Source organism: Streptomyces sp. NPDC001492, from assembly GCF_053597275.1.
In genome coordinates, this window is sequence record NZ_JBSFHW010000011.1 from 125241 (window position 1) to 137966 (window position 12726).

Sequence of the window (12726 nt, forward strand, 5' to 3'; positions counted from 1 at the left end):
TGAGGACCGGGTTCCCCCTGTTCGATGACCGGGTTCCCCGCATTCCTTCGATTCCCCCGAATTCCGCCCGCGCGGTGTGAGCCGCCACCAGAGGGGCAGTCGGCGAAGGTGAGCGGGACATCCTCTGCATCCTCGGACGACAAGGCGGACCGCAGGACACGCGTCACCGTGCTGGTGGCGCTCGCCGCCAACCTTCTGATCGCGGCGGCCAAGGCCGCCGGCGGCCTGCTGGCCGGATCACCGGCTCTGCTGTCGGAGGCGGCGCACTCGGTGGCCGACAGTTTCAACGAGGTCTTCCTGCTGGCCGCGTTGCGCCGCAGCCGCCGTCCGGCCGACGAACGGCACCCCTTCGGCTACGGCAAGGAACGGTTCTTCTGGTCGCTCCTGGCAGCCGTCGGGATCTTCGTCATGGGTGGCTGCTTCTCCTTCTTCCAGGGCGCCGAGGCCCTCAAGAACGGCGCCGAGGAAAAACTGAGCGGTTATGTCGCGGGCCTGATCGTGCTGGGCGTCGCCTTCCTCGCCGAGGGCGTCTCACTGCTGCGGGCCCTGCACCAGGTGCGCCGCCAGGGCGGCACACAGGGCATGCGCGACCCGGCGCTGCGCACCGTGGTAGCCGAGGACGGCACCGCGGTGCTCGGCGTGACGCTGGCCGCCGCGGGCATGACGCTGCACATGGTCACCGGGCAGGTGGTGTGGGAGGCGTCCGCCTCGCTCGCTATCGGCGCGCTGCTGGTCTTCGTCGCCTACCACCTGGGCCGCGAGGCCCGCGACCAGCTGATCGGGGAGTCCGCCGACCCTCGCACGGCGGCCCGGATCCAGTCCCTGCTTCAGGCGCAGCCCGAGATCGACAGCGTGGAGGCACTGTTCACGATGAAGACGGGCCTGGACACGGCCCTCGTGGCCGCCCGGGTCGACCTGGTGCCCGGCCTGGACAGCGAGCAGGTCGAGGAGGTCAGCATGCGGATCAAGCGGTCCGTGGCGAAGACCGTGCCCGAGGCCGCCGAGATCTTCCTCGACATCACCGACCGGCCGGCCCATGAGGCACGAGAAAGCCCCGCCGCGACGGGGGAACGCGGCGGGGCCTGACGCACGCGTGCCCGGCGGCACCCGGTTCATGCGTCCCCGGACGAAGATTTTTTTCCGGCCGGGATCAGTGCCCTCCGTCGGTCGGCTCCAGCACGAACACCGGGATCTCCCGGTCCGTCTTCTTCTGGTAGTCGGCATACGGCGGATAAGCCGCCACGGCACGCTCCCACCACTCGGCCTTCTCCGCGCCGGTGACCTCGCGGGCCGTCATGTCCTGCTTCGCCGGCCCGTCCTGGAGCTCCACACGGGGATCCCCCTTGAGGTTGTGGTACCAGACCGGGTGCTTGGGCGCGCCGCCCTGCGAGGCCACCAGGGCGTAGCGGCCCTCGTGCTCGACGCGCATCAGAGGCGTCTTGCGGAGCTTGCCGCTCTTCGCACCCCGGGTCGTGACCAGCACGACGGGCAGGCCGGTGTCGGCCAGCGTCGTCCCCTTCGTGCCGCCGGAGCTCTCGTACAGCTCCACCTGGTCGCGCACCCACTGCGCCGGGCTGGGTTCGTACTGGCCCTCAAGAGGCATGTCGTCCGTCCCATCGTCGAGTACTGCGGCTCACTGACACCGTTCCACAACACCGGTGCAGGCAGGATTCATCCATACCGCACTGCCCTCCGGCGTCGTGATCACGCCACCCGGCGGCAGATCCGTCGCCTGCCGACACCGCGGCGGCTGCGGCCATGGCCGGATTGCGGAGGCGTCCACCGCCGCTTCGGCCCGATTCAGATGCACGAGCGAGCATCCCCGGCCAGAATGCCCGCGCCACCGATCTGGCCGAACTTCACGTCGCCCCATAGATGCCCCGGGCATCTAATGAAGATCTGCACGACGCACTCTTCGTCTGCGAGGTCTTCCATGACGGAAACGGAACCCGTCGCGTTCCCCCAGGACCGGACCTGCCCCTACCACCCGCCCACCGCCTACGACTCCCTGCGCGCCACCCGCCCGCTGAGCCGGATCACGCTCTACGACGGCCGTCCGGCCTGGCTCGTCACCGGGCATGCCCTCGCCCGTGAGCTGCTCTCCGACCAGCGCCTGTCGACCGACCGCAGCCATCCCGACTTCCCGGCGCCGACCGAGCGGTTCGCCGCGGTGAAGAACCGGAGGGTCGCCCTTCTCGGCGTCGACGACCCGAAACACCGCACGCAGCGGCGGATGATGGTGCCCAGCTTCACCCTTCGGCGCGCCGTCGAACTGCGGCCGCAGATCCAGCGGATCGTGGACGAGCGGCTCGACGCGATGATCGCACAGGGGCCGCCCGCCGAACTGGTGAACGCCTTCGCGCTGCCCGTGCCGTCGATGGTGATCTGCGCGCTGCTCGGCGTTCCGTATGCCGACCACGAGTTCTTCGAGGGCCAGTCACGCCGGCTGCTGCGCGGTCCCACGGTCGACGACGTGCAGGACGCGCGCAACCAACTGGACGCGTACTTCGAGGAGTTGATCGACAGCAAGCTGAAACAGCCGGAGCCCGGCGAGGGCGTGCTGGACGAACTCGTCCACCAGCAGCTGCGCGAGGGAGTGCTGGACCGCCAGGAGGTCATCTCGTTCGCGACGATCCTGCTGGTCGCCGGCCACGAGACGACCGCCAACATGATCTCCCTGGGCACCTTCACCCTCCTCCAGCACCCGGAGCGCCTGGCCGAGTTGCGCGGCAACGCGGAGCTCGTGCCCGGCGCCGTCGAGGAGCTGATGCGCATGCTGTCGATCGCGGATGGCTTGCTGCGCAGGGCCACCGAGGACATCGAGGCCGGCGGCACGACGATCCGGGCGGGCGACGGCGTGGTCTTCGCCACCTCGGTCATCAACCGCGACGAGGACGTCTACCCCGCCCCCGACACCCTCGACTGGCACCGCTCCGCCCGCCACCACGTCGCGTTCGGCTTCGGCATCCACCAGTGCCTCGGCCAGAACCTGGCCCGCGCCGAGCTGGAGATCGCCCTGCACACCCTCTTCGACCGGCTGCCCACGCTCCGCCTCGCAGCCCCCGCCGAAAAGATCCCCTTCAAACCCGGCGACACGATCCAGGGGATGCTGGAACTCCCCGTGACCTGGTAAGAGGCTCAAGGCCATGCACACCGACACGCACATCGAGATCGACAAGGACGTCTGTATCGGCGCGGGCCAGTGCGCCCTGGCCGCCCCGGGCGTCTTCACCCAGGACGACGACGGATTCAGCACGCTGCTGCCGGGCCGGGAGGACGGCGGCGGCGACCCGATGGTGCGGGAAGCGGCCCGGGCCTGCCCGGTCGGCGCGATCACCGTGTCGGGGGGCTGAGAGCCAGGGCTCGAGGCCCGCTCGGATCAGTGCGCGTCGTCCGGGGTCCCCCCGCTGGAGCGAAGCCGAGAGTGGGGGCGCGTGCCATCGCAACGCGCCGGAAGGTCCTGGTAGCGGAGTTGCTTGGGCCTTTCGGCAACGCGGCTGGGGGTCCCCCACGCCTCTGAGGCAGTGGGGGAGTGCGTGCCAGGCGGCGGGCGCTCGGCCGGGGTTCGGCGCAGGCTCTGAGAGCCCGCGGCTCAGCCCGCCCGCAGCAGCAGCCGTGCCGCCTCGCGCGCCTCCCGGGCGGGCTCCGTGCTCTGCGTGATCCCGGCGGTGACCATGGCGCCCTCGGCCAGCAGGAACAGCTGCCCGGCCAGGGCGCCGGGCAGCCCCGCGTCCGCCACGAGCCCGGCGAGATACTCCCGGAACGCCTCCTTGTGCGCCCGCACCTGGGCCGCCACCCGGGCCGACGAGGCGCCCAGCTCACCGTAGGAATTGATCCACGCGCACCCCCGGAAGCCGTCCTCGCCGAACCACAGCTCCAGCCAGTCGAAGACCGCCAGGATCCGCTCCCCGGGCCCCTCCTGCCGCTCGACGAACTCGGCGAGCCGGCCCCGCCAGCGCACGTCGCGCCGCTCCAGATACGCCTCCACCAGCTGCTCCTTCGCCGGGAACAGCTGGTAGAGCCGCTTGAGCGAGACGCCCGACGCACCGCGGATGTCGTCCATGCCGACGGACTGGATGCCCCGCCCGTAGAACAGCTCCTCGGCGGCGTCCAGCGCCTGTTCCCGGGCGACTGCACTGTCCATGACGGCCATGCGGCGTACGACCTCCCCTTGACGTGCTCTCTTGACGCGAGAACGAGCGTTCTCCTACGGTAGCAGCCCGGAGGAGAACGCTCGTTCTCTGCCGCTGTCCGCCCGTCGAGGAGGAACTCATGGCCGCCGACCGCCCGCCCCTGCCCCCTTTCACCCGCGAAACGGCCGCGCAGAAGGTCCAGGCCGCCGAGGACGCCTGGAACACCCGCGACCCGCACAAGGTGGCGCTCGCCTACTCGGAGGACTCGGTGTGGCGCAACCGCGACACCTTCGTCACCGGACGGGCCGAGATCGTCGAACTCCTGACCGCGAAGTGGGAGCGCGAGCTGGACTACGCGCTGCGCAAGGACCTGTGGGCCTTCGACGGCAACCGCATCGCCGTCCGCTTCCAGTACGAGTCCCGGGACGCCGACGGCCAGTGGTGGCGCTCCTACGGCAACGAGCTGTGGGAGTTCGACGAGCACGGCCTGATGACCCGGCGCGAGGCAAGCATCAACGACGTGCCGATCGAGGAGAAGCAGCGCCGCATCCACGGCCCGCGACCGGAGGCCGAACGGGGACGGTCCTTCCCGCTCGCATAGCGTTCCCGGTGAGTAGGGTTTCGCGGATGACCGAACAGGCCGAGAAGCCCTTCCTCTACGTCGTCGTCTGCGCCGCCGGGATCGCCGCGGACGTCAGCAGGCTGATCATCGCGGCCCAGGAGCGGGACTGGGAGGTCGGCGTGATCGCCACACCGGTCGCCATGAACGGCTTCTTCGACACCGCCGCCGTCGAGGCGCAGACCGGCCGCCCCATACGCTCCGCCTGGCGCAGTCCCGGCGACCCGCGCCCCTTCCCGCCGCCGGACGCCGTCGTGGTGGCGCCCGCCACCTTCAACACCGTCAACAAGTGGGCGGCCGGGCTCGCCGACACCCTCGCGGTGGCCACCCTGTGCGAGGCCTACGGCCTGGGCGTCCCCGTCGCCGTACTCCCGTGCGTCGCCGACGCGCTGGCCGCCCACCCCGCCTACCGGGACAGCCTGGTACGGCTGCGCGGGATGGGCGTCCGGTTCGGCGAGCCGTACTCCGGCGAGCCGGAAGAGGACGGCTCGCGACCGGAGTTCGGCTGGGCGCGGGCGCTCGACCTGATCGAGCGGCGGTGACGCGTCAGGTGCAGCGGACCGTCGGTCCCGCCAGCATGCCGCCGGTGTACAGCGCCTGGCCCTGCGGCATCCAGTAGCCCAGCTTGGAGACGACCGTCGAGCAGGCGGACCCGACCGAGGCACGGACCACGACCGTGGCCGGATGACCCGGCTGCAGGTCCGTCAGGGCGCAGTCGAGGGCGTACGCGTTCCTGGTGGTCGCGGGATAGCGGCCGGTCAGCGGATTGACGCAGCGGGCGTCCGACGTGGACAGCCGCACCCCCGAGCTCTCCTCCCCGATCAGCCCGAACCGCGCGCTGCCGTCCCCCTGCTCGCTGTCGCGGAAGATCCGGTACGTCAGCGTGGTCGTCGCGCCGCGCTGCAGTGTGGCCCGGTCGACCTCGATGCGGTGCGTGGCGGGCGGCTTCGGCGCGGTCAGGGTCAGCGTGGCGTGGACGGTGCCGTGCAGGTTCAGTCCGGCGGGCGACGACTTCACGCGGACGTCGGCGGTCACGTCGTACGTCCCCGGGCCGGGATACTCGCCGCCTCCGGGGAGTTTCCCCGAGGCGGCCGTCACGCCGCCCTTGTGTGCGGTCCAGGTGCCCGAGGTCAGACAGGCGCGGTCGTCGTCGTCCTCTCCCGGACCGCTGCAGGTCGCCGGCGCCGACACCGCCATCGTCGGGGTGCCGCTGCCCGCGCACAGACTGACCACGGCACGCTGCCCGTTCGCGCCCCGCAGGATCCCCGCGGGTGCGCACAGCGTCGCGGGTTCCGGCGGCGGACTCGGACTGCTCCAGGCGGGCGGGACCAGCATGAGGGGCAGGGCGAGGGTCTGTGCCGCCGTTGTGAGCAGGAGCTTCGGCTTCTTCTTCGTGGGGCGTGTCGGCATCGGGTTCCTCCCGCGGGGCCACGACCGGCCGGGCGCCGGTCACCTGCGCCGAGGATGCGCGAGCGCGCCGACCGCGAGGCGGCTCCCACGCCGGTCGGTCACCTGCGGGCAGCAACGGCCGGTGCCCCGGCCGTCCAGGGGCGCGCTGTGTGGAGTGCGGCCGAAGCCGTACGCTCCCCTTCGTACCCCTCCCGAAGGCAGGAGCAGCAACGATGCAGTACGTGAAGCTCGGTTCGACGGGCCTGGACGTGTCGCGGGTCTGTCTCGGCTGTATGACCTACGGCCTGCCCGACCGCGGTGTGCACGAGTGGACGCTCGACGAGGAGGCCTCGCGTCCGCTGATCCGGCAGGCGCTGGAGGCCGGGATCAACTTCTTCGACACGGCGAACGTCTACTCCGACGGCACCAGCGAGGAGATCGTCGGCAAGGCGCTGCGCGACTTCGCCGACCGCGACGAGATCGTGCTGGCGACGAAGGTGCACGGCCGGATGCGCCCCGGGCCCAACGGCGGTGGACTGTCCCGCAAGGCGATCATGACGGAGATCGACCACAGCCTGAGCCGCCTCGGCACCGACTACGTCGACCTCTACCAGATCCACCGCTTCGACCCGCACACCCCGGTCGAGGAGACGATGGAGACCCTGCACGACCTGGTGAAGGCGGGCAAGGTGCGCTACATCGGGGCGAGTTCGATGTTCGCCTGGCAGTTCTCCAAGATGCAGTACACCGCCGAGCGGCACGGCTGGACCAAGTTCGTGTCCATGCAGAACCACTACAACCTCCTCTACCGCGAGGAGGAGCGCGAGATGCTGCCGCTCTGCGCCGACCAGGGCGTCGGCGTCCTGCCCTGGAGCCCGCTCGCCCGCGGTCGCCTCACCCGCGACTGGGGCACGGTGACCGAGCGCAGCGCGGGCGACAACTTCGGCAGCCGTCTCTACCAGGAGGGCGACCGCACCGTCGTCGAGGCCGTCACCCGCATCGCGAACGACCGCGCCGTCCCGCGCGCCCAGGTCGCCCTGGCCTGGCTGCTGCACCGGGACACGGTGGCGGCCCCGATCATCGGTGCCGCCAAGCCGCACCACATCGAGGACGCCGTGGCCGCCGTCGAACTCGAACTCAGCGACAAGGAGATCGAGGAGCTGGAGGCCCCTTACTCTCCGCACCCCGTCGTCGGTCACAGCTGATATCCGCCAGGGGGCGGCTCATGGGGTCCGTGCGGTGCGAACTCCGTGCCGCACGGCCCCGCGCCCTCGCTCTCCGCCAGGACCACGCGCTCGCCGTCCATCGTGAGGGTGCGGTAGTAGTGCCCGATGCGCTCCGCGGAGCGCCCCACGTAGTGGCCGATGAACGACCGGCGGAACCGGTCGGTGGTCCCGTTGGGCTGCGAACCGTGCACCAGGCTGCCGTTGAAGAACAGGACGTCCCCGGGCGCCATGTCGACCGGCACGGTCGCAAGGCCCGGCGGCGGGGGGACGTACTCCCGCGCGAACGAGACCTCGGCGTCCGCCTCCTCCGGACAGAACAGGTCCATGCGGTGCGTACCGGGTACGACCTCGAGACCGCCGTTGTCCCGGCCGATCACGTCACAGGCCACCCAGGCCGCCACACAGGTGCCCGGCTCCACCCGCAGATAGAAGTTGTCCTGGTGCAGCGCCTGCCCCCGCGCGCCCGGCGGCTTGAAGTAGAACATGCTCTGGGCGGCCAGGACCTCCTCGCCGAGCAGCGCCTCCAGCGCCCCGCGCAACCGGGTGTCGAGCAGCACACGCAGCGCCGTCTCGCTGATCTCGTGCGGATGCATCACCCTCGGGTACGCCGCCAGTGGATCCGCGGAGGCGCGCGGCTCGAAATGCCCCGGCACCGGCCCGGCCGCGTGCAGCGCCGTGAACTCGGCGCAGAGCCGGTCGATCTCGTCGCGTCCGAAGAGTCCGCGTACGACGGTGAACCCGTCCTCCCGGAACTGCCTCAGCCCGTCCTGGGTGAGGATGGAAGCGCCGACGTCGCCCATATCCATGGCTGTCATGTGTCCGCTCCTTCGATGGGGTGTCCTCGGCTCATCACGCTAGGTCGCCGCGCGCGTCAGGAGGATGCCCGTGAACGCTGACGGATTGCCCGAGACTGCTGCCCCCGGCGACCCCGCCCCGCCGCCGGGCCTCGTCGTGGTCGGCCGCTACGACCGGCGGGAGGGCTACGTCGTCAACCGGCCGCGCGGCGCGGACAGCTGGCTGTTCACCTGGACCACGGGCGGGCGCGGCCGGCTGCGCCAGGGCGGGGCCGAGGCCCGGGCCGGTGCGGGCGACCTGGTGGTGCTCGCCCCGGGCGTCCGGCACGAGTACGCGGTCGAACCGGCCTCCCACGGCTGGCAGTTCTGGTGGGCGCACTGCCAGGCACGCCCGTCCTGGTCGCCGTGGCTGCGGCCGTACGACCTCGGCGACGGACTGTTCGTCGTCACCCCGACCCCGGCCGCCCTGCACGGGCGGGTCGATGCGGCCTTCCGCCGGATGCTCGCCGACGCACGCTGGACCGGCACCGAGTCACCGCCCGCCGCCGCGCCGGACGACCGGGTCGCCGTGGCGCACGGCACCGCCGCGCGAGAACTCGCCCTGTCCTCCCTGGAGGAGATCGTCCTGCTCACCGCCGCCACCGCGCGCACCCCGGCGCCGCCGCCCGGCGTCGACGGCCGGGTGCGCCGCGCCGAGGCGCTGATCGCCGCCGACCCGGGCGCCCCGCACACCGTGCGCTCGCTCGCCGAAAGCGTCTCCCTGTCGCCCTCCCGGTTCGCCCACCTGTACACCCGGCAACTCGGCCAGTCCCCGATGCGGGCCCTGCGCGAGGCCCGGCTGCGGCATGCCGCCCGGCTCCTGGAGAGCACCGACCTGTCCGTGGACCGGGTGGCCGCGGCCTCGGGGTTCGCCAGCCCGTTCCACTTCAACCGGGTCTTCCGCGCACGCTACGGAGTGCCGCCCGGCGCCTACCGAAGAGGCGGCTCAATGGTTGAGACGTGAACCGCAGCACTCCGTCCGGCCCGTGGGATGTGCGGTGGAACACCCGCTCAATGGTTGCGGAGCGACCCGCACGCCAACCAACTGAATACCATTTCCGATTGCCGCGCCGACAGGCTTGACCATTCGTCAAATCCTGTCGGCGGGCCCGGCGGGCACAAAACCGCTGGATCTCTTGTTAGGCCTGCCTGACCTGTGCAAAAGTGTGCCTGTCGGCGCACGGACAATACATTTTCCGGCTGTGTGCACGAGGCCGCTCCCGTTCGACCTACGCTCCAAAAGGGCTTCCCCAGGTGGGCGTTGAGCTGCCGAATCCTGTACCCATACCTGTTGGTATGGACTTTATGACGCATGCCCCCGAGAGGAATGCAGCCGTGAAAGACGCGGGCCTGTCGAATTCCCCCACGCCCGACCGCCGGTTCTTCGTGACGGACGAACAGCTGAGCGCAGAACTGAAGAAGTGGACGGGGACGACACCCGCGCTGCAGCCCGTCGGCGAACTTCTCGACCGGCACTGGGAAGCGGCGTTCGCCTACGCCCGGCTGTGCACCGACGGCGCCGCTTCGGCGGGAATGCTCACGACCGCCGCATTCACGAGGCTCTTCGGCGAAACCCTGCGGCAGAACGGGCCGACCTCCGCGTGGCGGCCCCAACTCCTCGTCACCGTTCGCCGGATCGCCGCGGAGTGGGACAACGACCACAGACGGGAACACCTCCACCCCGAGCTGTCCTCCGAGGGCGGGGACCGCGTCGCGGCCCGCCTGCTTCCGCCGTCCGACCGCCGCCTGCTGTCCGGGGCCTTCCAGCGGCTGCCCCAGTCGGCCCGCTGCCTGCTGTGGCATGTCGAGGTCGAGGCGGAAGCGCTGGGGGTACCCGCCGGCCTGCTGGGCATCGAGGAGCAGGACGCCGCCGTCGAACTGGAGCGCGCCCGTGAACGGCTGCGTGAGGAGTGCCTCCAGGTCCACCGCGAACTCGCCCCCGAGCAGGAGTGCCGCCGCTATCTGCGGATGCTGGACGTGACCTACCGGCGCGGCGGGGTCGAGATCGATCCCGACCTGAACACCCACCTCGCCTGCTGCAGACACTGCAGCCACACCGCCGACCAGTTGGCACAGTTCAACCAGGGACTCGGCCTCGCGCTGGCCGAGGCGGTGCTCGGCTGGGGCGCGCGGGCCTACGTGGAGTCCCGGCTGGCCTCGCCGGCCGAGGACTCCGGCGCCCTGCCCCCCGAGGTCCCGATCCCGCCGATCCCGGGCGAGCCCTTCGCCTCCGCCCACCCCGCGCCGGGCACCGGCCCCCGTCCTGGTGGCCGCTCCGCCGCCCGCCGTGCCGCGCACAAGGCCGCACGGCACGCCGCCGCCCGCCGACGCAATCTCGCCGCGGCCGTCGTGACGGTGAGCGGGCTGGTCGTCCTTCCACTGGTCCTGTGGTCCGTGCTCGGCTCAGGCGACGGCACCACCACGGCCGACGGCGACCACCCCTCCGAGACCCCCGGCAGCGGCACGAGCACCCCGTCCGCGGCCCCCTCCTGGGTCGGCACCAGCACGGGCTCCCACGGCACCATGCGCGGCAAACTGCACAACGCCGACTCCGGGCTGTGCGTCGCCGTCGTGGGCAAGAAGGCCGTCAAGGGCGCCGAGACCGAACTCGCCGACTGCTCCTCACCGTCCGTCCAGCAGTGGACGTACGAGACCGACGGCCGACTGCGCAGTGCCGCGGACCCCGACCTGTGCCTCGACTCCCACCTCGGCTACTCGGTGCAGCTGGCCCCGTGCACGGGCGCCTCCGAGCCGGGTGCCAAGAACATCCGCTACGACTTCACCCTCCAGGGCACCCTGGTGCCGCGCTGGGACCAGGACCTCGCCCTGACCCCCGCGGCCACCGACGGTTCGGGCGCGCTGGTCGTCAAGACCCGCGACGACGGCACCGTCCAGCGCTGGGCGTTCGACACGTCCAAGGCCGACCTGCAGATGCAGGTGGTCAACTGGGACGCCGACGACAGCCCCTCGCCCACGCCGAAGGCCACCCCCAAGGCCGCGAGGACACCGAGCCCCACCCCCACGCCGTCCGCGGCTCCCTCGACCGCGTGGCCGACGCCGACCAGCCCCTACCCCTCGAACCCGTACTGCTACTACAACCCGTCCTACTGCGGAGGGGGCGGCTACGGCTCGGGCCCCGGCTACGGCGGTGGCGGATACGGCGGTGGCGGCCACCACTGACCGCCGGGCTCAGCCCGCCACCTGGAGCGACAGCCACAGCGCCGCCACGGCCGCGACGAGCGCGGCCGGGGTGGCGAGCAGGCCGAGCCGGGTGAACTCCCCGAGCTGCACCTCCTGACCGTGCCGCTGTACGATGCGCCGCCACAGCAGCGTCGCGAGCGATCCCGCGTACGTCAGGTTCGGGCCGATGTTCACGCCGAGCAGCACCGCCAGCACCGCGCCGGGCCCACCGGCCTCCGTCAGCGGCAGCAGGACCAGCACCGCGGGCAGATTGTTGATCAGGTTCGCCAGTACGGCGGCCAGCGCGGCGATGCCCAGCAGTGCGAGCAGCCCCGAGCCGCCGGGCAGCACATGGCCCAGCGCATCCGCGAGCCCGTTGTCGACGACCGCCCGCACCACGATGCCGAGCGCGAGGACGAAGGCCAGGAACGCCGGGGACGAGGCCCGCACCACCGACAGCGGGGTGGCCCTGCGCCGTACGAGCGCGCGGCCCGCCAGCACCAGCGCGCCCGCGGCGGCCACCCAGGCCGGGTCGATGCCGACCGCGGAGGCCACGACGAATCCGCCCAGTGTGCACCCCACGGTGACCAGTGCGAACAGTGGCAGCGCGGGCGTCTCCCCGGGTTCGGGGGAGTGGACGGACGCGGCCAGGTCCTCGTCGAAGAACCGCCGGAAGACCAGGTACTCGGCGCCGATCGCGACCAGCCACGGCAGCGCCATCAGCGCCGCGAACCGGGTGAAGCTCAGTCCGCTCGCCTCGAACGCCAGCAGGTTGGTGAGGTTGGAGACGGGCAGCAGCAGCGAGGCCGTGTTCGACAGGTGGGCGCAGGCGTAGAGATGCGGTCTGGCCCGCACACCGGCCCGGGCGGCGGTGGCGAGCACCACCGGCGTCAGCAGCACCACCGTGGCGTCCAGGCTGAGCACGGCCGTGATCGCCGACGCCAGCACGAAGACCGCCGCGAGCAGCCGCCCGGGAGAGCCCGCCGCCCGCCGGGCCATCCACGCCCCGCACGCCTGGAACAGCCCTTCCACGTCACAGAAGTGGGCCAGCACCAGCACGGCCGCGAGGAAGCCGACGACGGGCCCGAGGCTGGCGGCCTCCTCCCGGGCGTGGTCCAGGGAGATCGTGCCGGTGGCGATCACGATCCCCGCGGCCGGGACCGCCAGCACGGCCTCCGGCAGCCCCTTCGGGCGCAGCACCGCCCAGGCGAGGACGGCGACGAGCAGGGCGACGGAGAGTATTTCGGCGAGCGCGGTGTTCAGGGCAGGGTCCTTCAGGGCGGATCAGCGCGGGAGCCTCAATGAAAACAGGTCACGGTAAGAGCTCCGCCGGGGACCCGCCTGTT

At 71.7% G+C, this 12726-nt stretch carries 13 protein-coding genes; 8 read left to right on the forward strand and 5 right to left on the reverse strand.

Annotated elements, in window-relative coordinates:
- Positions 1-108: 108 nt before the first annotated feature.
- Positions 109-1086, forward strand: a complete 978-nt coding sequence (locus tag ACWC1K_RS16715) for a cation diffusion facilitator family transporter (RefSeq protein WP_450832010.1) — start codon at positions 109-111, stop codon at positions 1084-1086.
- Between the two features lie 64 nt (positions 1087-1150).
- Here ACWC1K_RS16715 and ACWC1K_RS16720 read toward each other — a convergent pair whose 3' ends face one another.
- On the reverse strand, positions 1151-1603 hold the full coding sequence (locus tag ACWC1K_RS16720) for a nitroreductase family deazaflavin-dependent oxidoreductase (RefSeq protein ID WP_450832012.1): 453 nt from the start codon (positions 1601-1603) through the stop codon (positions 1151-1153).
- Between the two features lie 330 nt (positions 1604-1933).
- On the opposite strand from ACWC1K_RS16720, the gene ACWC1K_RS16725 reads away from it, so the two are divergent.
- Together ACWC1K_RS16725 and ACWC1K_RS16730 are read left to right on the forward strand one after the other, a co-directional pair.
- A complete protein-coding gene (locus tag ACWC1K_RS16725) occupies positions 1934-3133 on the forward strand; it encodes a cytochrome P450 (RefSeq protein WP_450832014.1) in 1200 nt (399 codons plus the stop codon).
- A gap of 13 nt (positions 3134-3146) precedes the next feature.
- Positions 3147-3353: a ferredoxin gene (locus ACWC1K_RS16730; RefSeq protein ID WP_344401312.1), complete on the forward strand. Its 207-nt coding sequence runs from the start codon at positions 3147-3149 to the stop codon at positions 3351-3353.
- Between the two features lie 239 nt (positions 3354-3592).
- Here ACWC1K_RS16730 and ACWC1K_RS16735 read toward each other — a convergent pair whose 3' ends face one another.
- Positions 3593-4144 carry a TetR/AcrR family transcriptional regulator gene (locus tag ACWC1K_RS16735; RefSeq protein ID WP_450832016.1) on the reverse strand — a complete coding sequence of 184 codons (552 nt, stop codon included), beginning with the start codon at positions 4142-4144 and terminating at the stop codon, positions 3593-3595.
- A gap of 128 nt (positions 4145-4272) precedes the next feature.
- Between ACWC1K_RS16735 and ACWC1K_RS16740 the strand changes: the two genes are divergently transcribed.
- Both ACWC1K_RS16740 and ACWC1K_RS16745 read left to right on the forward strand, forming a co-directional pair.
- On the forward strand, positions 4273-4734 hold the full coding sequence (locus ACWC1K_RS16740) for a nuclear transport factor 2 family protein (protein WP_344401315.1): 462 nt from the start codon (positions 4273-4275) through the stop codon (positions 4732-4734).
- Between the two features lie 26 nt (positions 4735-4760).
- Complete coding sequence (locus ACWC1K_RS16745) at positions 4761-5294, forward strand: flavoprotein (RefSeq protein WP_450832018.1); 534 nt, start codon at positions 4761-4763, stop codon at positions 5292-5294.
- Between the two features lie 4 nt (positions 5295-5298).
- Here ACWC1K_RS16745 and ACWC1K_RS16750 read toward each other — a convergent pair whose 3' ends face one another.
- Positions 5299-6162: a hypothetical protein gene (locus tag ACWC1K_RS16750; protein WP_450832020.1), complete on the reverse strand. Its 864-nt coding sequence runs from the start codon at positions 6160-6162 to the stop codon at positions 5299-5301.
- A gap of 212 nt (positions 6163-6374) precedes the next feature.
- Between ACWC1K_RS16750 and ACWC1K_RS16755 the strand changes: the two genes are divergently transcribed.
- Positions 6375-7346, forward strand: coding sequence for an aldo/keto reductase (locus ACWC1K_RS16755; RefSeq protein WP_450832022.1), 972 nt, complete (start codon positions 6375-6377; stop codon positions 7344-7346).
- On the opposite strand, the gene ACWC1K_RS16760 is transcribed toward ACWC1K_RS16755, so the two are convergent.
- Positions 7337-8182: a phytanoyl-CoA dioxygenase family protein gene (locus ACWC1K_RS16760; RefSeq protein WP_450832024.1), complete on the reverse strand. Its 846-nt coding sequence runs from the start codon at positions 8180-8182 to the stop codon at positions 7337-7339. The two genes, ACWC1K_RS16755 and ACWC1K_RS16760, sit on opposite strands and share 10 nt — an antisense overlap.
- 64 nt (positions 8183-8246) lie before the next feature.
- Between ACWC1K_RS16760 and ACWC1K_RS16765 the strand changes: the two genes are divergently transcribed.
- Positions 8247-9164, forward strand: coding sequence for a helix-turn-helix domain-containing protein (locus ACWC1K_RS16765; RefSeq protein ID WP_450832026.1), 918 nt, complete (start codon positions 8247-8249; stop codon positions 9162-9164).
- Positions 9165-9535: 371 nt separating this feature from the next.
- Positions 9536-11380 (forward strand): ricin-type beta-trefoil lectin domain protein, encoded by a 1845-nt coding sequence (locus ACWC1K_RS16770; RefSeq protein ID WP_450832027.1) that lies wholly within the window; start codon positions 9536-9538, stop codon positions 11378-11380.
- Positions 11381-11389: 9 nt separating this feature from the next.
- Here ACWC1K_RS16770 and ACWC1K_RS16775 read toward each other — a convergent pair whose 3' ends face one another.
- Positions 11390-12643 (reverse strand): SLC13 family permease, encoded by a 1254-nt coding sequence (locus ACWC1K_RS16775; RefSeq protein WP_450832158.1) that lies wholly within the window; start codon positions 12641-12643, stop codon positions 11390-11392.
- Between the last annotated feature and the right edge of the window lie 83 nt (positions 12644-12726).

What these genes read in the sequence shown, in the direction of transcription:
- ACWC1K_RS16720 (WP_450832012.1), bottom strand. Translation starts at nt 1,603, where the DNA reads ATGCCTCTTGAGGGCCAGTACGAACCCAGCCCGGCGCAGTGGGTGCGC.
- ACWC1K_RS16725 (WP_450832014.1), top strand. Translation starts at nt 1,934, where the DNA reads ATGACGGAAACGGAACCCGTCGCGTTCCCCCAGGACCGGACCTGCCCC.
- ACWC1K_RS16730 (WP_344401312.1), top strand. Translation starts at nt 3,147, where the DNA reads ATGCACACCGACACGCACATCGAGATCGACAAGGACGTCTGTATCGGC.
- ACWC1K_RS16735 (WP_450832016.1), bottom strand. Translation starts at nt 4,144, where the DNA reads ATGGACAGTGCAGTCGCCCGGGAACAGGCGCTGGACGCCGCCGAGGAG.
- ACWC1K_RS16740 (WP_344401315.1), top strand. Translation starts at nt 4,273, where the DNA reads ATGGCCGCCGACCGCCCGCCCCTGCCCCCTTTCACCCGCGAAACGGCC.
- ACWC1K_RS16745 (WP_450832018.1), top strand. Translation starts at nt 4,761, where the DNA reads ATGACCGAACAGGCCGAGAAGCCCTTCCTCTACGTCGTCGTCTGCGCC.
- ACWC1K_RS16750 (WP_450832020.1), bottom strand. Translation starts at nt 6,162, where the DNA reads ATGCCGACACGCCCCACGAAGAAGAAGCCGAAGCTCCTGCTCACAACG.
- ACWC1K_RS16755 (WP_450832022.1), top strand. Translation starts at nt 6,375, where the DNA reads ATGCAGTACGTGAAGCTCGGTTCGACGGGCCTGGACGTGTCGCGGGTC.
- ACWC1K_RS16760 (WP_450832024.1), bottom strand. Translation starts at nt 8,182, where the DNA reads ATGACAGCCATGGATATGGGCGACGTCGGCGCTTCCATCCTCACCCAG.
- ACWC1K_RS16765 (WP_450832026.1), top strand. Translation starts at nt 8,247, where the DNA reads ATGCCCGTGAACGCTGACGGATTGCCCGAGACTGCTGCCCCCGGCGAC.